Annotated in this window: 18 protein-coding genes and 1 pseudogene; 9 read left to right on the top strand and 10 right to left on the bottom strand. The window is 74.9% G+C overall.

The window, feature by feature from the left end:
* Positions 1-11: 11 nt before the first annotated feature.
* The 3 genes from ACZ6ZN_RS23930 to ACZ6ZN_RS23920 all read right to left on the bottom strand — a co-directional run bounded on the left by ACZ6ZN_RS23930 (position 12) and on the right by ACZ6ZN_RS23920 (position 1,916).
* Positions 12-767 carry a ferredoxin reductase gene (locus tag ACZ6ZN_RS23930; RefSeq protein WP_469649233.1) on the bottom strand — a complete coding sequence of 252 codons (756 nt, stop codon included), beginning with the start codon at positions 765-767 and terminating at the stop codon, positions 12-14.
* Positions 760-1,365, bottom strand: coding sequence for a sulfite oxidase-like oxidoreductase (locus ACZ6ZN_RS23925; protein WP_469649231.1), 606 nt, complete (start codon positions 1,363-1,365; stop codon positions 760-762). The genes ACZ6ZN_RS23930 and ACZ6ZN_RS23925 overlap by 8 nt, the downstream gene beginning before the upstream one ends.
* A gap of 119 nt (positions 1,366-1,484) precedes the next feature.
* Positions 1,485-1,916: a MarR family winged helix-turn-helix transcriptional regulator gene (locus ACZ6ZN_RS23920; protein WP_451878696.1), complete on the bottom strand. Its 432-nt coding sequence runs from the start codon at positions 1,914-1,916 to the stop codon at positions 1,485-1,487.
* Between the two features lie 320 nt (positions 1,917-2,236).
* Here ACZ6ZN_RS23920 and ACZ6ZN_RS23915 point away from each other — a divergent pair, with 320 nt between their 5' ends.
* On the top strand, positions 2,237-3,154 hold the full coding sequence (locus ACZ6ZN_RS23915) for a putative protein N(5)-glutamine methyltransferase (RefSeq protein WP_469649228.1): 918 nt from the start codon (positions 2,237-2,239) through the stop codon (positions 3,152-3,154).
* Here the strand turns inward: ACZ6ZN_RS23915 and ACZ6ZN_RS23910 are convergent.
* Positions 3,144-5,255, bottom strand: a complete 2,112-nt coding sequence (locus ACZ6ZN_RS23910) for a SpoIIE family protein phosphatase (protein ID WP_469649226.1) — start codon at positions 5,253-5,255, stop codon at positions 3,144-3,146. The genes ACZ6ZN_RS23915 and ACZ6ZN_RS23910 overlap by 11 nt on opposite strands.
* Before the next feature lie 227 nt (positions 5,256-5,482).
* Here ACZ6ZN_RS23910 and ACZ6ZN_RS23905 point away from each other — a divergent pair, with 227 nt between their 5' ends.
* The 3 genes from ACZ6ZN_RS23905 (at position 5,483) to ACZ6ZN_RS23895 (ending at position 8,684) form a co-directional block, all read left to right on the top strand.
* The gene (locus ACZ6ZN_RS23905) at positions 5,483-5,851 is read left to right on the top strand and encodes a hypothetical protein (protein ID WP_398108352.1); all 369 of its coding nucleotides are present in this window, start codon (positions 5,483-5,485) and stop codon (positions 5,849-5,851) included.
* Positions 5,852-6,070: 219 nt separating this feature from the next.
* Positions 6,071-8,086, top strand: a complete 2,016-nt coding sequence (locus ACZ6ZN_RS23900; protein WP_469649223.1) for an FAD-dependent oxidoreductase — start codon at positions 6,071-6,073, stop codon at positions 8,084-8,086.
* 28 nt (positions 8,087-8,114) lie between these two features.
* Positions 8,115-8,684 carry a PadR family transcriptional regulator gene (locus tag ACZ6ZN_RS23895; RefSeq protein WP_451878659.1) on the top strand — a complete coding sequence of 190 codons (570 nt, stop codon included), beginning with the start codon at positions 8,115-8,117 and terminating at the stop codon, positions 8,682-8,684.
* A gap of 55 nt (positions 8,685-8,739) precedes the next feature.
* Here ACZ6ZN_RS23895 and ACZ6ZN_RS23890 read toward each other — a convergent pair whose 3' ends face one another.
* Entirely contained in the window at positions 8,740-9,282 is a 543-nt protein-coding gene (locus ACZ6ZN_RS23890; RefSeq protein ID WP_398108349.1) for a hypothetical protein, read from the bottom strand.
* Between the two features lie 169 nt (positions 9,283-9,451).
* Positions 9,452-10,438: a fibronectin type III domain-containing protein gene (locus tag ACZ6ZN_RS23885; RefSeq protein ID WP_469649220.1), complete on the bottom strand. Its 987-nt coding sequence runs from the start codon at positions 10,436-10,438 to the stop codon at positions 9,452-9,454.
* Between the two features lie 421 nt (positions 10,439-10,859).
* Between ACZ6ZN_RS23885 and ACZ6ZN_RS23880 the strand changes: the two genes are divergently transcribed.
* Positions 10,860-11,579, top strand: coding sequence for a glycoside hydrolase family 75 protein (locus ACZ6ZN_RS23880; protein ID WP_469649218.1), 720 nt, complete (start codon positions 10,860-10,862; stop codon positions 11,577-11,579).
* 787 nt (positions 11,580-12,366) lie between these two features.
* Here ACZ6ZN_RS23880 and ACZ6ZN_RS23875 read toward each other — a convergent pair.
* The 3 genes from ACZ6ZN_RS23875 to dhaK are packed head-to-tail and all read right to left on the bottom strand — an operon-like array spanning position 12,367 to position 14,411.
* A complete protein-coding gene (locus ACZ6ZN_RS23875) occupies positions 12,367-12,777 on the bottom strand; it encodes a PTS sugar transporter subunit IIA domain-containing protein (RefSeq protein ID WP_469649215.1) in 411 nt (136 codons plus the stop codon).
* Positions 12,770-13,369, bottom strand: coding sequence for a dihydroxyacetone kinase subunit DhaL (gene dhaL / locus ACZ6ZN_RS23870; RefSeq protein WP_469649213.1), 600 nt, complete (start codon positions 13,367-13,369; stop codon positions 12,770-12,772). Before dhaL ends, ACZ6ZN_RS23875 begins: the two co-directional genes overlap by 8 nt.
* Positions 13,370-13,418: 49 nt before the next feature.
* Positions 13,419-14,411 carry a dihydroxyacetone kinase subunit DhaK gene (dhaK, locus tag ACZ6ZN_RS23865; protein WP_398108344.1) on the bottom strand — a complete coding sequence of 331 codons (993 nt, stop codon included), beginning with the start codon at positions 14,409-14,411 and terminating at the stop codon, positions 13,419-13,421.
* A 265-nt stretch (positions 14,412-14,676) separates the two neighbouring features.
* On the opposite strand from dhaK, the gene ACZ6ZN_RS23860 reads away from it, so the two are divergent.
* Positions 14,677-15,600, top strand: coding sequence for a hypothetical protein (locus ACZ6ZN_RS23860; protein ID WP_469649210.1), 924 nt, complete (start codon positions 14,677-14,679; stop codon positions 15,598-15,600).
* Between the two features lie 255 nt (positions 15,601-15,855).
* Positions 15,856-16,701 carry an LLM class flavin-dependent oxidoreductase gene (locus ACZ6ZN_RS23855; protein WP_469649207.1) on the top strand — a complete coding sequence of 282 codons (846 nt, stop codon included), beginning with the start codon at positions 15,856-15,858 and terminating at the stop codon, positions 16,699-16,701.
* Between the two features lie 50 nt (positions 16,702-16,751).
* Here ACZ6ZN_RS23855 and ACZ6ZN_RS23850 read toward each other — a convergent pair whose 3' ends face one another.
* Entirely contained in the window at positions 16,752-17,996 is a 1,245-nt protein-coding gene (locus ACZ6ZN_RS23850; protein WP_469649204.1) for a nuclear transport factor 2 family protein, read from the bottom strand.
* A 72-nt stretch (positions 17,997-18,068) separates the two neighbouring features.
* Here ACZ6ZN_RS23850 and ACZ6ZN_RS23845 point away from each other — a divergent pair.
* Both ACZ6ZN_RS23845 and ACZ6ZN_RS23840 read left to right on the top strand, forming a co-directional pair.
* A pseudogene (locus tag ACZ6ZN_RS23845) lies at positions 18,069-18,945 on the top strand (LysR family transcriptional regulator); the annotation flags it as partial.
* Positions 18,946-19,084: 139 nt separating this feature from the next.
* Complete coding sequence (locus ACZ6ZN_RS23840) at positions 19,085-19,618, top strand: hypothetical protein (RefSeq protein WP_469649201.1); 534 nt, start codon at positions 19,085-19,087, stop codon at positions 19,616-19,618.
* Positions 19,619-19,660: the final 42 nt, after the last annotated feature.

Raw genomic sequence — 19,660 nt, 5'->3', positions numbered from 1 at the left:
CGCACCCGCCCTCAGCCGAAGCGCTCGATCCGGATGCGGTCCACCGGCTGGCCCGCCGCCACGAGCAGCCGGGAGGCGTGCTCGGCGAACGAGTTGGAGCCGCACACATAGGCTTCCCACCCACCCGGAGGCTGCGCGGCCAGGAGCGGCGCCACATGTGCGGCCGCCATACGACCTACCGCCGCACCCTCCGGTGCGCTCCGGGTGAACACCACGGTGCTCTCGGCGCCCAACTCCCGGGCGTAGATGAGCTCCTCCGGGCTGCGCGCGGAGACCAGCATGCGCAGCGGCAGGTCGAGGTGGCGCGCCCGGTGGTGACGCACCATGGACATCAGCGGGACGACCCCGGAGCCGGCGCCGACGAGCAGCGCGGGCCGGTCGCCCGGCCAGGCGAAGAAGCCGCTCACGGGACCCCGCAGCTCGACCCGGTCGCCGGGCCGGGCGACCTCGTGGAACCACCCCGAGACCTCGCCGCCCTCGATGCGGTCGAGGGTCAGCTCCACATGACCGGAGTCGTCCGGAGCCGACGCGATCGAATAGTGGCGCTGCGCCACATAGCCGTCCTCCGCGGTGAGCCGAACCATCAGGTGCTGGCCGGGCAGATGCCCCGGCCAGTCCGCCACGGCGAACCGGAAGGTGGCGGCACGCGGGGTCTCACGGCGGATCTCCGTCAAGGTGGCGGTCTGCCACACGGAGGCGGCCTGCTCGTCCACGGCGATCCGGCCGGGCACCGCGAAGGGCGTGGGCGGCACGAACGTCTCAGTCACCGGAGTACCTCTGCTCCTCCCAGGGGTTGCCGCGCTCGTGGTAGCCGTTCGACTCCCAGAACCCGGGCTCGTCGTGGTCGAGGACGCGCAGGCCGGCGATCCACTTCGCGCTCTTCCAGAAGTACAGGTGCGGCACCACCAGCCGGGCCGGGCCGCCGTGCTCGGGGGCGAGGGGCCGGCCGCCGTACTCCCAGACGATCCAGGCGCGCCCGCCGGTCAGGTCGGCGAGCGGGAGGTTCGTGGTGTAGCCGGTGTGGGCGTAGGCGACGGCATGGGTGGCGGACCCATGGGGCCGGACCATGTCCAGGAAGGCGTCCACGGACACACCCGAGAACCGCACCCCGAACTTCGACCAGCCGGTCACGCAGTGGATGTCCCCCTCGTACGCCGAGGCGGGCAGCCGGTGCGCCTCCTCCCAGCCCCAGGTGCGCGGCTCCTCCACCAGCCCGTCGACGCGGAAGGTCCAGTCGGCGGGTGCCAGCTCGGGAGTGACCTCGGCGGACAGGACCGGCCAGTCGTCGCGGGCGTCGTACTGCCCGGGCGGCAGGGCGGGACCGGCGGCGCGCGGGCGGCCGGTGAAGCCTCGGGTGATGTGCATGCGGTGGTGCCTCCGGGCCGGTCCCGCGGTGCCCCGCCGGGCCGGTGTGCTCGGTGATTGCCTGCTCAACCGTACGTGGTGCGCGGACAGAGGTGCCGGGCGGCCGTCCTGCGACGGCCCTAGGCCGTGGCCGTCGGGGCCGGGTGCGCGTCCTGGTCCTCCGGGTCCGGGCCCGGCGAGGTGTTGTAGCGCACCAGGTAGTCGGCGAAGCGCTCCAGGTCCGGGGCCGGCCAGTGCGCCAGCCGCTCCCGGAAGGCCGCCCTGCGCCTGTGGGTGACCTGCGCCAGGATCCGCCGCCCGGCCTCCGTCAGATGCAGCAGCTGTACGCGCTGGTCGTCCGCGTCCGGACGGCGTGCGACCAGTCCCGCCCGTTCCAGCGCGGTGACCTGGCGGCTCACCGTCGATTTGTCCAGGGCGTAGTGGGCGGCCAGGTCGGTGGCCCGGCACCCGCCGCTCTCCTCCAGGTGCCCGAGCAGCGTGTACGACACCAGCGACAGCTCCGGGTGCATCCGCCCCGCGGCGGCCCGCGCCCGGCGGGCGAAGACCGTCATCTCCCGCTGGATCGTCTCCACGGCGTCGGCGGTACGCCGGGTGTGCGCGGTGTGCACGGGAACCTCCCTCGGAGACTGTGGCTCACCTCCATGGTTGCATGAGCCAACCAGTTCCCGCGCGGGCGCCGGGCCCCCGGGGCCGTCGGCGGGTCGGGTAGGGTTGCCGTCCGGCCGGGAACGAACCCGGCCGCCGGAAAGCCGAGGAGGTGAGACCCATTACCGCTGTGTCAGCTCGGGTGCTCTCCTTCCGACCTCCCGCGGATCGCCGGCCGTAGGCGACCGCTGAGCGCCCTTCGGCTCTCGAAAGGCTCCTGGCTTCCATGTCGCCCGCATCATCCCCGTTCTCCGCGTCGTCCCCGTTCTCGGCGTCGTCCCCGTCGTCCGCGGCGTCCGGGTTCTCCGCATCGCCCGCGTCCCCCGACGCACCCACACCCGCGCCTGCGCCTGCGCCTTCCTCCCCTTCCACGCCCTCCTCCCGTACGTCCCTCGTCGCCGTCCTGCGTGCCGCGGGCTGTGTCTTCGCCGAGGAGGAGGCCGAACTGATCCTCGACGCCGCCCGCACCCCGGCCGAGGCCGCCGTCATGGCCGAACGCCGCGCCGCGGGGCTGCCGCTGGAACTCGTCGTCGGCTGGGCCGCGTTCCGGGGGCTGCGGATCGCCGTCGCCCCGGGCGTCTTCGTACCGCGCCGCCGTACCGAGTTCCTCGTGGAGCAGGCGCTGCTCCAGGCACCCGACGCACGCGTCGTCGTCGATCTGTGCTGCGGCGCGGGTGCGGTCGCCGCCGCGCTGGCCGCCGGACTCGGCCCCGTGGAACTGCACGCGGCGGACGTGGACCCGGCCGCCGTGCGCTGCGCCCGCGGCACCATCGGCCCCCTCGGCGGGCACGTCCACCAGGGCGACCTGTTCGAGGCGCTGCCCGGCGAGCTGCGCGGCCGGGTCGGCATCCTCGCGGCCAACGTGCCCTACGTGCCGAGCGGCGAGATCGCGCTGCTGCCGCAGGAGGCGCGCGACCACGAACCCCGGGTCGCTCTCGACGGCGGCGGCGACGGCCTGGACGTCCTGCGCCGGGTGGCGGCCGGGGCGCCGGACTGGCTCGCCCCGGGCGGCTGCGTCCTGGTGGAGACGAGCCGGGACCAGACCCCGGCCGCCGTCGCGGTCTTCGAGAGCCACGGCCTGGCGGCCCGCCCGGCCGTCTCGGAGGAGCTGCACGCGCACGTGGTGATCGGCGTCAGGACCTGAGGTCCCGCCCGGCCACGGCACCGGAGCCCGGGCCCGGCGCCGTGGCCCGGGCGACGAGCAGGGCGACGTCGTCGAAGTTGTCCGGCTCGTGCAGGGTGCGCAGCAGCAGCTCGCACACCTCCTCCAACGGGCGGTCCGGGCCCTCCAGCAGGGACAGCAGCGTGCCGAGCCGGTCGTCGAGCGGGTCGCGGCGGGTCTCTACGAGGCCGTCGGTGTAGAACACCAGCCGGTCGCCCGGGTCGAGGTCCACGGTGGTGGTGGCGAAGGCCACCCCGCCCACGCCCAACGGCACGCCGGTCGGCAGGTCGAGCAGTTCCGGGGAGCGGCCCACCCGTACCCGCACCGGCGGCAGATGCCCGGCGTTGGCGATCCGGCACTGGCGCAGATACGGGTCGTGGACGGCGTACACGCAGGTCGCGATGGACTGCTCCAGGCCGGCGGTGATCCGGTCGAGGTGCTCCAGCAGCACGTGCGGTTCGAGGTCGAGGGAGGCGAGGGTGTTGGTGGCGGTGCGCAGCCGTCCCATCGCGGCGGCCGCCGGGATGCCGCTGCCCATCACGTCGCCCACCACGAGCGCGGTCTTGCCCCCGTCCAGTTCGATCACGTCGAACCAGTCGCCGCCGACCTCGCTGGTGGCTCCGGCCGGCTGGTAGCGGGAGGCGACCTCCAGGCCGCCCGTCACGGGCGGGTGGCTGGGCAGCAGGCTCCGCTGGAGGGTGAGGGCGGTCTCGCGGGCGCTCTGGTACCAGCGCGCGTTGTCGATCTGCACGGCGGCCCGCGCGGCCAGCTCCCGCGCGAGCAGCAGGTCGTCCTCGCTGAACGGCAGCGGATTGCGGGTGCGCTTGAGGTCCAGCGCGCCCAGCACCTCGCCCCGCGCGATCAGCGGCACCGCCAGGTACGAGTGCACCCCCGCCCGGCGCAGCAGCTCGGCCGCCTCGGGGGAGCGCGCGATGCGCACCAGGTCCTCGTCCCGGACCTCCGGCAGCACCACCGGGCTCGCCGTGCGCACGCACTCGGTGACCAGCCGGTCGGAGGCGTACCGGGCCACCTGCCCCGGGGTGTCGGCCGCCTCCAGGGCCTCCGCGGAGTCGTAACCCCGTACCGCCAGCGCGCGGATCACCGCGGACTCGGCGGGCCCGAGGCTGGTGCGCCGGCCCTGCACCACCGCGTCCAGCAGATCGACGGCCGCGACGTCGGCGAGCTCGGGCACGGCGACCTCGGCGAGCTCGCTGGCCGTGCGGTCCAGGTCGAGCGTGGTGCCGATCCGCCCCGAGGCGTCGGCGATCAGGGCCAGCCGCCGCCGCGCGGCCTCCGCCTCGATGCCCGCCTGGTACTGCTCGGTCACGTCGACGATCGAGACGGCCACGCCCAGCACCGTCCCGAAGGCGTTCTCCAGCCGGTACAGCGAGACCGACCAGGCGTGGTCCCGGTGCGGGTCGGCCGGGGTGCGGCCGACGGTGGACTGGTCGACGACCGGCCGGCCGGTCTCCAGCACGCGGCGCGCGGCGGACTCCAGTGCGTCGACGTCCATCTGCGGCAGGATCTCGCGGGCCGTGCGGCCCAGGTGCTCCTCGGCGGGGACGCCGTTGATCTCCTCCAGCGCCGGGTTGACCGACACGTACCGCAGTCCGGTGTCCAGCACGGCCAGCCCGGTCGGGGACTGGGCGATCATCCGGGTGGACAGCGCCACCTCGCGCTCCAGCCGGTGCACGGTGCGCTGGTCGGCGCACAGGCCCAGCGCGTACACGTCGCCCTGGTCGTCCAGCAGCCGCATGTTGCGGAACTCCACCACCCGCGTGGTGCCGTCCTTGCGGCGGACGGGAAACGCCCCGGCCCAGCTCTGGCCGGTGCCCATGACGTCGGCGAACAGCTTGACCACGAGGTCCAGGTGCTTCTCGTGGACCATGATCCGGGCGGCGTACTGCCCGAGCGCCTCCGCGGCGTCGTAGCCGAACAGCTCCTCGGCCTGCGGGCTCCACAGCACGATGCGGCCCTCGGAGTCCAGGACGATGGAGGCCACCCGCAGGACGTCGAGCAGTCCGCTGGGCCGCGCGGAGCCGCGTGGCCGTCCCTCGTTCTCGGGAGCCCCGGCTGCACTCATCCCACGCCCCGTTCGCCGTCCCGGCGCACGCCGTCGTGCACCGACACCCCATGTTCTACCGCGTGCGGCCGCTTCCGACCGGCTCCTTGCGTCACCTTCCACCATCTCCCACCGCGGCCCGGACCGCCGTGCGGGCGGCGGGGCGCCGCCGGTAGTGCTCACGTGCGGGTGGTGCTTTGCTGGGGGAGGGGCGGACCGGCAGCGTGGCCGTGGAAGGAGCGATCACGATGGACCTTGAGCGACCGCACCCCCACTCCGTCTCGGTGGAGATCAGCGGGTGCAGCAAGCACGACGCCCGGACCGTGTTCGACGCGCTGTGCTCCTGTTACGAGTCCGACCGGTGCGCCGACGACGTGCCGGAGGACCTGCACGAGACCCGGCCGACCGTCTGGCTCGGCACCTTCGACGTGGCCGACGAGCACGAGGGCGGCGCCCCGGTCACGCTGTCGTCCTCCGTCGAGGCCGACCTGCACGGCGGCTACTGGGCGATCGAGCGGTTCCGCACGACCCTGGACTCGCTGTTCGACGTCCACGACCTGAGCACCGTCTCCGGTGACCAGGAGAAGGAGCTGCACGTGCGCCTGCAGAGCAGGTGAGCCCTTCGCCGTCGCCGTACCCGGCCGCCGTACCCCGGTCGCCGTACCCCGGCCGCCGTGCCCCCGGGCGCGGCGGCCGGCCGTGCGTGTGCCCGGCCGCGGACCGGAACCGCTGGTCACGGCCCGGCTGTGCCCTCCGTCACGCCTTGTGCAACTAGTTGCACAAACCCGCGGTAGTCCTCTACAACTACTGGCACGACACCGCGCACGGAGGGCCCGATGAGCCGTTACCCGCACCTGCTGAGCCCCCTCGACCTGGGCTTCACCACCCTGCCCAACCGGGTCCTCATGGGCTCGATGCACGTCGGCCTGGAGGAGGCCGAGGGCGGGTTCGCGCGCATGGCCGCGTTCTACGCCGCCCGCGCCCGCGGCGGCGTGGGCCTGATCGTCACCGGCGGCATCGCGCCCAACGACGAGGGACGCCCGTACGAGGGCGGCGCCAAGCTCACCACCGAGGAGGAGGCCGAGCAGCACCGGGTCGTCACGGACGCCGTGCACGGCGAGGGCGGCCGGATCGCCCTGCAGATCCTGCACTTCGGCCGCTACGCCTACCACCGCGACCTCGTCGCGCCCAGCCCCCTCCAGGCGCCCATCAGCCCCTTCCCCCCGCGGGAGATGACCGACGCCGACGTCGAGCGGACCATCGAGGACTACGTACGCACCGCGCGCCTCGCCCGGCAGGCGGGCTACGACGGCGTGGAGATCATGGGCTCCGAGGGCTACCTCATCAACGAGTTCATCGCCACGCAGACCAACCGGCGCACCGACCGCTGGGGCGGCTCGTACGAGAACCGCATGCGCTTCCCGCTGGAGATCGTGCGCCGCGTGCGCGAGGCGGTCGGCGAGGACTTCATCGTCATCTACCGGCTGTCCATGCTCGACCTCGTCCCCGGCGGCTCCACCCTGGACGAGGTGATCACCCTCGCCAAGGCCGTCGAGGCCGCCGGGGCGACCCTCATCAACACCGGCATCGGCTGGCACGAGGCCCGCATCCCCACCATCGCGACCTCCGTGCCGCGCGGCGCCTACACCTGGGTGACCAAGCGGCTCATGGGCGAGGTGTCCGTCCCGCTCGTCACGACCAACCGCATCAACACCCCGGAGCTGGCCGAGGAACTGCTCGCCGACGGCGCGGCCGACATGGTGTCCATGGCCCGCCCGATGCTCGCCGACCCGGACTTCGTCACCAAGGCCGAGGCCGGCCGCCCCGAGGCCATCAACACCTGCATCGGCTGCAACCAGGCCTGTCTCGACCACACCTTCAGCGGCCTGATCACCTCCTGCCTGGTCAACCCGCGGGCCTGCCACGAGACCGAGCTGGTGCTCTCCCCGACCCGGCTGCGCAAGCGCGTCGCGGTCGTCGGCGCCGGACCGGCCGGTCTGGCGTGCGCCGTCTCCGCCGCCGAGCGCGGGCACGAGGTCACGCTGTTCGACGCGGCGAGCGAGATCGGCGGCCAGCTCAACGTCGCCCGCAAGGTGCCGGGCAAGCAGGAGTTCGACGAGACGCTGCGCTACTTCCGCACCCAGCTCGACTGGCACGGCGTCGACGTCCGGCTGGACACCCTCGTCACGAGCGCCGACGTCGACGGCTACGACGAGGTCGTCGTCGCCACCGGCGTCACCCCCCGCACCCCGGAGATCCCCGGCGTCGACCACCCGAGCGTCCTCGGCTACCTCGACGTCCTGCGCGACGGCGCACCCGTCGGCGACCGGGTCGCCATCCTCGGCGCGGGCGGCATCGGCTTCGACGTCGCCGAGTTCCTCACCGACGGCGGCGACAAGGCCCACGAGGACCCGGCGACGTACTTCCGCCAGTGGGGCGTCGACATGGACTACCAGGGCCCCGGCGGCCTCGCCGCGCCGGAGCGGCCCGTCCCGCCGCGCACCGTCCACCTGCTCCAGCGCAAGACCTCCAAGGTCGGCGCCGGTCTCGGCAAGACCACCGGCTGGATCCACCGCACCGAGCTCAAGCACCGCGGCGTGACCATGGTCCCCGGCGTGCGCTACGACCGGATCGACGACGCCGGGCTGCACGTCACCGTCGGGGAGGAGAGCACCGTGCTGGAGGTCGACACGATCGTGCTGTGCACCGGCCAGGACCCGCGCCGCGGCCTGTACGAGGAGCTGATCGCGGCCGGACGCAGCGCCCACCTCATCGGCGGCGCCGACGTGGCCGCGGAGCTGGACGCCAAGCGCGCCATCAAGCAGGGCACCGAGCTGGCGGCCGCCCTGTAGGGCGCGACCGCGATCCTAGGATGAGGCCATGTCACTCCCGCACGCGATCCTCACCGCCCTGCTCGAGAAGCCGTCGTCCGGGCTGGAGCTGACGCGCCGCTTCGACCGGTCGATCGGCTACTTCTGGTCGGCGACGCACCAGCAGATCTACCGCGAGCTGGGAAAGCTGGAGTCCGACGGCCTCATCCGGGCCCTGCCGTCCGAGCAGCCCGCCCGCGGGCAGAAGAAGAGCTACGAGGTCCTGCCCGCGGGCCGCGCCGAACTGGCCCGCTGGACCGCCGCCGCACAGGACCCCAAGCCGCACCGCGACACCCTGCTGCTGCGGCTCAGGGCGGCGGCCGTCGTCGGCACGGCCGGTCTCGAGGCCGACCTGCGGCGCCATCTGGAGCTGCACGAGCAGCAGTTGGCGGAGTACCGGGAGATCGAGAAGCGGGACTTCCCGCCCGGCCGGGACGGCACCGAGGACCGGCTGCGGCACCTGGTGCTACGGGCCGGCATCGACCTGGAGACCTTCTGGACCCAGTGGCTGCGGCGGGCTCTGACGGATTTCCCCGAACTGCCGGACGGCGCACCGGCCGAACCCTCCGCACGGACATGACCGCGGCCCGCCCGACCGGAGCGCTTCGGAAGGGCGGGCCGCCGTACGCACCGGATCAGATCCGGTGCGGCTTGTTGCGCCGGCGCAGGTACAGCGCCGTGCCGAGCAGGCCGGTGCCGACCAGCGCGCCGCCCGCCACCAGCGTGACGGTGCCGTAGTCCGTCGAGGAGCCGCCGACCCCGCCCATGACGCCGCGGGACGGCGAGGCCGAGGGGGACGCCGACCGCGACGGCGAGGGCGCCGTCGACACCACGACGGACTGCGTGCCGGCCGTGGTCCCGTCGGAGCAGACGACGATCACCGTGTACGTGCCCGGAGAGACGCCGGACCAGGCGGCGGACTGGCTGGTGGACGTCCCCGACAGGGTCACCTGACGGCCCTGCGCGAAGCTGCCCTGACTGCTGGTCAGCAGCGAGGCCGTGCCCCAGCTGCCGTTGATCTGGGTGCACGAGCTGGTCGTGACCGACACGGTCGTCCCCGTGGTGCTCACGGAGATGCCCGGGCCGGCGAAGGCGGGCGCCGCGGCCGGGAAGAGAGGCAGCGCGGCGGCGGCTGCCACGGTCAGGCCGGAGCGGAGAACTGACGATGAGTTGCTCATGTGGACTGCCCTCCGGCGGCACGGTTGGCGGTACATCCCTTTGCGCCGCCGAGGGTCGGGGAACGCCCGTGCTGCCTCGTGGCCAGCCAAGACGCCCCCGGTCAAGGCCGCACGCCGGGCGCCCCCGTGCAGGTGACGCCGTGCCTCCACCGGGTGACGCGCGGGCGGGTCAGCGCCCCGCGCCCGTGGTCACCGTCCGCTCCGCCGAGAAGCCTCCCCAGGTGCCGTCCGGCAGCATCGCCCGCACGCGCACCCGGTGCCGGACCCCGGACTCCCGGCCCACGTAGAAGCTGTACTCGGCCCGGTCCCGGGGAGCCCGGCCCCCGTACACCAGCGAGGTGGCGGTCCTGCCGTCCAGCTGGATCTCGTACTCCGTGATCCGCCCGTCGACCCGGGGCGGAACCCAGCTGAGGTCCAGGTAGTGGGCACCGTCCGCCCGGTGGCTCGCCACCCGGAAGCCGGTGGGCGCCGTACCGCGGCCATCGTCCCCGCCCGGGGTGGTGATCCGCACGCCGGCACTGGCGGGGGAGACGTTCCCGGCCGCGTCCCGGGCCCGGACGGTGAACACATAGGCGCGGCCGGGACGCAGCCCGGTGACCACCGCGGCCGTCTGGTTCCCGCCCACACTGTGGATCTTCGTACCGCTCTGCTGGATGTCGTACGACACCACCTTCCGGTCGTCCTTCGCCGCGGACCAGGTCAGCTGCACCGCACGGCTGCCGGCCACCCGGCCCCGGGCCGCCGCCGGGCGGCTCGGCGCCGAGCGGTCGTCCGCGACGGCCGCCGGTGTCCGTGCCCGTACGGCACGGCTGCTCGGGCCCAGGCGCCCCTCGGCGTCCCGCGCCCGCACGGTGAAGACGTACGACGTGGAGGGCCGCAGCCTGGTGACGTCCACCATGTGCTTGGCACCAGGCACTTCCTCGACCTTCGTGGTGCCGCGATACACCTCGTAGCGCTCGGCCCGGGCGGTGGTGTTCCACATGACGTGCACGCTGGTGGCGGTCCCCGCCTGCGCGGTGACGCCCGTCGGCGCGCCGGGCGGCGAGCCGCCGTCCTCCTGGCCGGCACCGGGCCCGCCGCACGCGGTGAGCAGGGCGAGGACCGCGCAGCACGCGAGCCGGCGCAGGGAAGCGGGCAGAGCGGAGGGAACTCGCACGTCGCTGCCTCCCGGGGCGGCACTCGGCAATGGTCCGGACCAATATGCCGCCGCTGACGCGATCACATCAAGAGGGCGGCCCCGTTCGACGGGTCCCGAATCTGCGCGCCCTGGGCACCGTACGGGCACCGCATTCCGCTGCCGGCCGCCCGGCGCCGGCCCGTATGCTGAGGAGCCAGGTGCTCGAACTGCGGTCCCACAGACCGGAGTTCGAGTCCGTCGCGCGGACCGCTGTCGTCGCAGATCCCGCGCCGGCGTGGGCGGCCGGGAGGGCCTGGTCCTCCGCGGACCCGGCCTCCCGGCCCCCGTCGCGGCTCACGGACGCGTGCACCGTCCGGCCCCCCAGCGGTGGCCCGGCCACCGCACCGGGGACAGATTGGGCTGAGTGCCCGTCAGGTCCCCGAGGAGAGGCTCACCCATCGTGCGTGCCCGGTCCCTCACACTGGCCGCGGCCAGTGCCGCCCTGCTCGCCCCGTCGGCCGTCCCCACCGGGCCGCCCCCGCACCGCGCCCAGCCGGTGGTGTGGCGTGAGGGCACCGTCCGGGCCGCCGACCTGCTCGCCGCGGTGCGCCACTGCGACCAGATCTCCACGGGCCGCTACCGCAGCGACAACGGCAGACCGGCGGACATCCCCGTCTGCGGGACCCGCGACGTCGTGCACTGGAAGGCCGACATGGACATCGACTGCGACGGCCGCCCCGGGCCGCGCTGCAACCGGGCCACCGACCCGTACTTCGCTGCCAGCACGGCGTTCGCACAGTCCGACGGCCGCCCGCTGAGCGCCGAACGCCTCCCCTTCATCGTGGTGCCGGCCCCGAGCCGCATCTGGGACTACCGTGCCCACGGGATCGGCGGCGGCTCGGTCGTGGCCGTCGTCCACCGCGACCGCGTGCAGTACGCGGTCGTCGGCGACACGGGCCCCCAGAACATCATCGGCGAGGCGTCCTACGCGACCGCCGAGGCGCTCGGCATCCGACCCGACCCGCACGGCGGGGGCGTGCCATCGGGCGTGACGTACATCGTGTTCAAGAACACCAAGGCGTCCCCGATCGAGGATCACGCGGCGGCCGTGAAGGCGGGGGAGCGGGCGGCCCGGCGGCTCGTCGGCACGACGCCCGACGCGAGCACGCCGACGGGTTGACCGGCCACCGCCCGAGCCGGCCGCCCGAACCGGGCACGCAGCACCCGACCGCGTCGGTGCCGGTCGCGCCCGCGGCCAGGCGACCGCGGGCGACGTGCGTCGCTCCGGCCGCATCCGCAGGGCGCGCCGCGGCGAGTGTGGGCACCCTGCCGGAGCGCCTCCGGGGCCCGGCCTTGTTGGCGTCGGCCGGGCGGGTGAGTGGCGTCCGCGTCGGACGTGCGTCGGCTCGTGGGCGTTGGGAGCGGGTACTTCTTCGGCGGGCCGTGTGCTCGCGCGTGGGTGCTTCCGGCGTCCGGCCGCGTTGGCGTTGGCCGGGGCGCGTGACTGGCGCCCACGTCGGACGGGCCGGCGGCTGCGTGCCCCGTCGGCGGGCTGCGACTGTGCTCGCGTGGTGCTTCCGGCGTCCGGCCGCGTTGGCGTTGGCCGGGGCCCGTGACTGGCGCCCACGTCGGGCGGGCGGCGGCTGCGGGTGCCTCGTCGGCGGGCTGCGACTGTGCTCGCGTGGTGCTTCCGGGGTCCGGCCTCGTTGACGTTGGCCGGGGCGCGTGACTGGCACCCGCGTCAGGCGTGCGGCGGCCGCGGCGCGTCCGGGTCCCTCGCGGGCAGGTGGTGTGCCCGCGCGTGGGTGCTTCCGGCGCCAGGCCGCGCGTGCGGCGGCCGGGGTGCACTACCCGCACCCGCGCCCGGCGCGCGGTGCCGCGCGGGTGCCTCGGGGGCGGGTTGTGGGCTCGCGCGTGGGCGAGCCCGCAGCCCGTCGCCGCTCGGCCTCCGCAGGAGTACCCCGTCGCTACACCTTCCGGTAGGAGTACGCCTCGGCCGCTGCCGCCTCCACGGCCTCCAGGTCCGCCCCGGTCGCCGCCGTGACGACCGCGGCCACGGCGCCCTCCACGAACGGTGCGTCCACCAGGCGCGTGCCCTCCGGGAGTTCGTCGCCCTCGGCCAGCAGCGCCTTGACGGTGAGCACCGCGCTGCCCAGGTCGGTGAGCACGGCGACCCCCGCGCCCCGGTCGACCGACGCCGCCGCCGCGGCGATCAGTTCGGTGCTGGTGCCGAGCCCTCCGCCCTCCGTGCCGCCCGCCGGGGCGACCGGCACCACCGGGCCGCCGCCCGCGAGGCCCTTGGCCAGCGCGGCGACCGACGCGGCCACCTCCGCGCTGTGCGACACCAGCACGATCCCGACCAGCCGCTCGTCACTCACCGCCGGCCTCCACCAGTCCCGCGATCAGCAGCGCGGCCGAGGTGGCACCCGGATCCTGGTGCCCGATGCTGCGCTCGCCCACGTAGCTTGCCCGGCCCTTGCGGGCCTGCAAGGGCGTCGTGGCGACGGCCCCCTCCTCGGCGGCGGTGCGGGCCGCCGCGAACGACTCCCCGAGCGCGTCCACCGCCGGGACCAGGGCGTCGATCATGGTCTTGTCGCCCGGTGCGGCGCCCCCGAGCGTCATCACCGCGTCCACCCCGGCCCGCAGCGCCTGCCCCAACTGCTCCGCGCTCACCTCGGAAGCGTCGCCGAGGGCCTTCCCGGTGCGGCGCAGCAGTGTCCCGTACAGGGGCCCCGAGGCGCCGCCGACCGTGGAGATGAGCCGGCGGCCCGCCAGGGTCAGGACCGCGCCGGGGGTGTCCGGGGACTCCTCCCGCAGCGCGGCGGTCACGGCGGCGAAGCCGCGCTGCAGGTTGCTGCCGTGGTCGGCGTCCCCGATGGGGGAGTCGAGGGCGGTCAGCCGTTCCGCCTCACGGTCGACGGACGCGGCGGTCGCCGTCATCCAACGGCGGAAGAAATCGGCGTCGAGCACGGGCTCTCCTTGCCTGGTAGGTACCTGGTGGTCCGCTGCGCCTCGCGCGTCACATGCCCCAGCGCAGCCCCGGCGTCTTCACCGGCGCGTCCCACAGCCGCAGCATCTCCTCGTCGACCTGGCACAGGGTGAGCGAGGCGCCCGCCATGTCCAGGGACGTGACGTAGTTGCCCACCAGGACGCGGGCCACCGGCACCCCGCGCACGGCCAGCACCCGCTGCACCTCGGCGTTGAAGCCGTACAGCTCCAGCAACGGCGTCGCGCCCATGCCGTTGACCAGCACCAGCACCGGATTGCGCGGCCGCAGGTCCTCCACGACCGCGTCGACGGCCGCCTCGGCGATCTCGCCGGACGTCATCATCGCCCGCCGCTCCCGCCCGGGCTCGCCGTGGATGCCGATGCCCAACTCCAGCTCACCGGGCGGCAGATCGAAGGTCGGACTGCCCTTGGCCGGAGTGCTGCACGCGCTCAGCGCGACACCGAAGCTGCGGGAGTTCTCGTTGACCTGCCGGGCGATCGCCTCGACGCGTTCCAGCGGCATGCCCTCGTCGGCGGCGGCTCCCGCGATCTTCTCCACGAACAGGGTCGCGCCCGTGCCGCGCCGGCCGGCCGTGTAGAGACTGTCGGTCACCGCCACATCGTCGTTGACCAGCACCTTCGCGACCTGGATGCCCTCGTCCTCGGCCATCTCGGCGGCCATGTCGAAGTTGAGCACGTCACCGGTGTAGTTCTTCACGATGAACAGCACACCGGCCCCGCTGTCCACGGCGGCCGCCGCGCGCACCATCTGGTCCGGCACGGGGGAGGTGAAGACCTCGCCCGGGCAGGCCGCGGACAGCATGCCGGGGCCGACGAAACCGCCGTGCAGCGGCTCGTGGCCCGAACCCCCGCCCGAGACCAGCCCCACCTTCCCGGCGACCGGGGCGTCCCGCCGCACGATCACCCGGTTCTCCACGTCCACGGTCAGCTCCGGGTGAGCAGCCGCCATACCGCGCAGCGCGTCCGCGACCACGGTCTCCGGGACGTTGATCAGCATCTTCACGGGAACCTCCTGGTGGGACCGGTGAACATGTCTCCGGCCAACATTTTCGCAGTTCAGCGTGGGGCGGGCCAGTTCTCGGCCTGCCCGGTCCGCAGGCGGGCGAGGCATTCCGCCGGCGCTGGCGGCACCGGCTTCGCCGACAGGGCGTCAGCTCCGGGCAAGTATCGACCGTACGGCGGCGACGGTCACGTGTGCCGCCGATTCCGACGAGGACTGAGTACGGCAACTCATGTGGAACGGAAGGCCGGCTGACAGCATCCGCCGTATGACGAGCGGTGGCAGGGGAGCGACGGCGGCGCTGCACCTTCTCCTGGTCTGGGGGGTGGCGGTGGCGGCCGTACCGGCCCTGGGCCTCGCGCTGGCGGCGGCGGCCTGGGGCGGCGGCGGCGGAGCCGCGGCCGTGGTCCTGGCGGTGGGGGTGCCCGCGGTGGTGGCCCTGCTGGCCGCGGCGGCCGTCCCGGCGGGGGCCGTGGTCCCGCTGTGCCGTACGGCCCGGGGCCGCCTCGGCTGGGCGGCCGCGGTCTTCCTCCTCGGCACGCCCGGAGTCCTGGCCGGGCTGGCCGCGTACCACGCCGGGGTCGACCTGGGCGGTGCCGGCACCCGGGTAGCGCTGACGGGGCTCCCCTACGCCGTGGCCGCCGCGTTCTTCGTGCCGGACCGGTGGGTGCGGGCCGGGGCCGTGGCCGCGCTGGCGGCCGGTGTGGCCTACGGCGGTTTCGCCGGACCGGCGCAGGCCCGGCAGCGGCAGCACGAGGCGGAGGTCGCCCGCTACCGGGAGTACGAGGACGTGCAGTACCTGGGTGCCGCGCCGCCCGGGATGAGGGTGGAGCGCGTCCGGGTCGGCCCGGCGTTCGGTGTCGAGTACCGCGGTGTCCGCGAGGACGGGTTGTCACTGGTCACGCTCACCGTGCGCTCCCCGTGGGCGCCCCGGGCGCGGTGCCCCGAAGTGCCGGAGGAGGGCTCGACCTGCACCGCGGACGCGCGGGGCGGCATCCGCAGGGTCCGCCCGATCCCCGGCGGCCGGCCGGAGATCACCCTCGTCCGCAGGTACCGCGGCAGGGAGGCCGAGGTCTCCAGCCAGACCCTCGGCGAACCCGGTCTGCGCCGGCTCCTGGACACGCTGCGCCCGCTGTCGGACGCGGAGCTGGAGCGGCTCATGCGGCAGGACCGGGTCGACGGCGGCTTCTGACCCGACCCGCCCCGGCGGGGCAGGCGAGGGCTCGTCCCGCCGGGCCCCCACCCGGCGGGACGAGCCGGGTCCGACAGCCCTGCGGCGCATCCCCGCGAAATCCGGTTGGCGCCGGCCGCAAGCGCCCCTAGGGTGGGGGCACTTCGACGAGACGTTCCCCGGAAGCACGCCGCAGGGCGGGAGCGTCCCACCTCGCTGAGGTGCCGGAGGGGCGGCAGCTGTCCTTATCGACCCTTCCTGTCGGAGGTCTTCTCCATGAACGTCGGTATCGGCCTGCCCATCGGCGACCCCGCGGCCCTGCTCTCCTGGGCCCGGCGCGCCGAGGCCGGGCCCTTCAGCACCCTCGGCCTGCTCGACCGGCTCGTCTACGACAACCCCGAACCCCTCGTCGCGCTCGCGATCCTCGCGGGTGCCACCTCCCGCATCCGCGTGCAGACCGAGGTACTGCTCGCCCCGCTGCGCGACACCGCCCTGCTCGCCAAGCAGGCGGCCACGCTGGACCGGATGACCGGCGGCCGCCTCGTCCTGGGTCTGGGCGTCGGCGGCCGGGACGACGACCACCAGGTCGCCGGCGTCCCCCTGAGCACCCGGGGCCGACGCCTGGACGGGCAGATGGAGGTCATGCGGCGCCTGTGGTCGGGGAAGGCCCACGGCGACGGCGCGGGCCCGATCGGCCCGCTGCCCGCCCGGCCCGGCGGCCCCGAGGTCCTCTTCGGCGGCTTCCGGCCCGCCGCGATCGAACGCGTCGCCCGCTGGGGCGACGGCTTCCTCGCCGCCGCACCGCCGACCTGGGCGGGCGGTCTGTTCGACACCGCCCGCGCCTTCTGGCGGGAATACGGCCGCGACGGCGAGCCCCGCCTGGTCGCCCAGGTCAACGTCGCGCTCGGTCCGGACCACGTCGTCGACGAGGCCCGGGCCGCGATGCACGCCTACTACGCCTTCACCGGCAGGGCGGACCACATGGTCGCCGGGCTGCTCACCACGCCCGGCGGCGTCCGGGAAGCCGTCACCGCTTTCGCCGGCCTCGGTGCCGACGAGGTGATGCTCTACTGCTACGGCACCGACCCGGACCAGGTCGACCGCCTGGCCGACGCCCTGTGACCGGACGGACGGTCCACGGCATGCCGTGAGGCAGGCCTGTCACCGGCCGTTCAGCCGTGCTGGTGCTGGTGCCGGTGCTGACGCCGGTGATAGGCCTTGTCGGCGATCCGCCACTCCTCGCCGGTCCGCACCAGCAGGAAGACGTCCGTGAAGGTGTCCGGCCCGTGCCACAGCGTCATCGACGCCGTGGCCACGCTGCCGTGGACGTCGACGGCGTCGACGCGGCGCCGGCGCGTGGGCTCGTCGGGGGCCGGCGTGCCGGTGAACAGGGCGCAGTACTCCTCCAGGCCCCACGAGACGAACCCGCCCTCCCGGATCCCGGAGATGTGCGCGGTCGGCAGGAACGCGTCGCGGAAGTGCCCCGGTTGGCCCGTGGCATGGCCGCGTACGTAGGCGCGCAGCGGTTCCAGCACGGCGTCGTCCGGGCCCGGGACCGTGGCGGCGACCGCGACGTCGGACTGCGGGTCGGCGGACGTGCCGGTCAGGTCCGCCGCACTGCGCAACGGGACGCCCGACGCGTCGGCGAGCAACGCCATGTCCTTGGCCAGCGCCCCGACGGTGAACTGGGCCGCGCCCGGCTCCGGCCCCCGCTCACCGGTGAGGAACGGCCGCTTGCGGGAGACGAACGCGCTCAAGTGCCCCAGTTCCAGCACGTCCAGGACCTGCCCGCGGGGCAGACCCAGCGCGTCGGCCTGCCGCAGCGCCTCGCGCAGGCTGAGCACGGCCCCCGCCAGGCTGCTGTTGGCGATCAGCTTCAGAGCGGCGGCGGCCGGTGCGTCGCCGCACGGTCGCACGGTGCCCAGCGCGTCCAGGACGGGGCGGACCTCCGCGAGCGTGTCCGGGTCGGCCCCGACGAGCAGGTGCAGGGTCCCGGCGGCGACCGCGGGCACCGAGCCCAGGACGGGCGCGTGGACGTAGACGGTGCCCAGCCGCCCGGCCAGCACCGCCGCCTCGGCGGGGGCGACGGTGGCGGTGTTGACCACGATCGTGCCGGGGCGCAATGCGCGGTGCACCCGGTCGACGACCTCCTCGCAGGCCCGGCCGTCGAACAGGGCCAGGACCACGACATCGGCCCTCGCCACGGCCTCGCCCGGATCCCGCACCGTACGGGTGGCGCCCGCCGGGCGGCCGGAGCGAGTCCAGCCGACGACGTCGTGGCCCCGGTCGGTCAGTCGTGCCGCGACGGCGGAGCCCATGCGGCCCAGGCCGAGTACGGCGATCGAGTGCGCTGTCATGCGCACAGCCTGCTGCCCCGGCCCGACCTGCCACAAGCGCAGATCCCGCAGGGCAGTCATGCGTACAGCGCAGAGCTGTCCCGGCGGGTGGCCGGCACCGTGCCGCCCCCGCCGGACCGGCATACTCCCGGCATGGCACTGACTGCGTGGCGGACGTTCGTGACGGTGTGCCGGCTGGGGTCGCTGTCGGCGGCGGCGGCCGAGCTCGGCTACACCCAGTCGGCCGTCTCCCGGCAGATCGCCGGGCTGGAGCGGGAGTTGGGCGTGCCGCTGGTGGAGCGGCAGGCGCGCGGGGTGCGCCCGACACCCGCGGGCGAGGTGTTCCGCCACCACGCGCTGGCCACGCTGCACGAGGCGGACCGGGCCGTCCGCGCGGTACGGGAGTGCCGGGACGGGGCGCCCGGCCGGCCCCTCGCGGTGGGTGCCACCCCGTCCCTGGCCGCGGGGCTGGTGCCGGTCGCGCTGCGCCGCCTGCTGCGGACGCGGGAGACCCTGCGCTGGAGCCTGCTGCCCGAGCTGAGCCAGGAGCTGCACGAGCGGGTGCTCGCCGGCACGCTCGACCTCGCGGTCGTCACCGACGCGCCCCCCGGACTGCCCACCGACCCGCGGGCCGAGCACCGGTTCCTCGGCCTGGACGAGATGACGGTCGTGCTGCCCGCGGACCACCCGCTCGCCGGGCGGGGACCGGTGCGCATCGAGCAACTGGCCGACGAAATCTGGGCCGAGGACAACGACGGTTCGGCTGCGCTGCTCGGCCGGCACGCCGCCCGGTCCGGAGTCACCGCGCGCATCGACCTCGCCGCCGCCGACCTGTTCGGCAAACTGGCCCTGGTCGCCGCGGGCCACGCCGTGGCGCTCGTCCCCGGTGTGCTGACGGGCGCACTGCGCGCGGACGTCACCGCGGTGCCCCTCGTCGACGCGCCGACCCGCGGCATCTACGCCCTCACCCCCCCGCCGCGCCCCGCACCCCTCTGCAGAGGCCCTGGCCGACCTGCTGGCGGAGACCTTCACCGAGGGCCCCCGGCCTACCGCCCAGTCGTGAGCCGCCGCTCCGGCCGACGTCGCAGCATCCGGGCGCAGCCGCAGCACCCGGCCGAAGCCGCGGAGCACCGGGATGAAGCCCGCGGCACCGGGGTACCCGGCGCCGCATGATCAGGCGCGCACTGTGGCAAGGGCTGGTCGCCGGTAGCGTCGGCGGCGTCGTGATGACCCTCGGGGAGAAGGCGGAGCAGGCGGTGACCGGCCGGCCCGACTCCCACGTGCCCGCCCGGGTCCTGCAGCGGCTGACAGGGCTGCCCGAACGCCCCGGCACCCAGCCGCTGCCCGTGAACTGGGCCATGCACTTCGGCCAGGCAGCCGCACTCGGGGTGCTGCGCTCGGTCATGGCCCAGGCCGGGCTGCGCGGCCCGGTCGCCTCGGCCAAGTTCACGGTCGTGCGCCTCACCAACGACCAGATCCTCGAGAACGCGACCGGCGTCGGAGCACCGCCCCAGACCTGGCCCCGCAAGGAACTCGTCGTGGACGTCCTGCACAAGGCCGTCTACGCCTTCGTCACCGGTGCCGTCGCCGACGCGCTCGCCGCACGGAACGGCCCCGGCCCCGGGCAGCGGCACGCCGCCCTGCGCCGGGGCCGCCGGGCCGGCGTCGGGCCCCTGCCCCGCAAGGACGCCCACGCCCGGTAAGCCGTTCCGCGCGCGACGAACAGGAGCGGGTCGCCTCGCGAT

The sequence above is a fragment of the Streptomyces sp. NPDC053665 genome, from assembly GCF_055585285.1.
The sequence above is the reverse complement of the archived record's forward strand: the minus strand, read 5'-3'. Positions and strand labels throughout refer to the sequence as shown.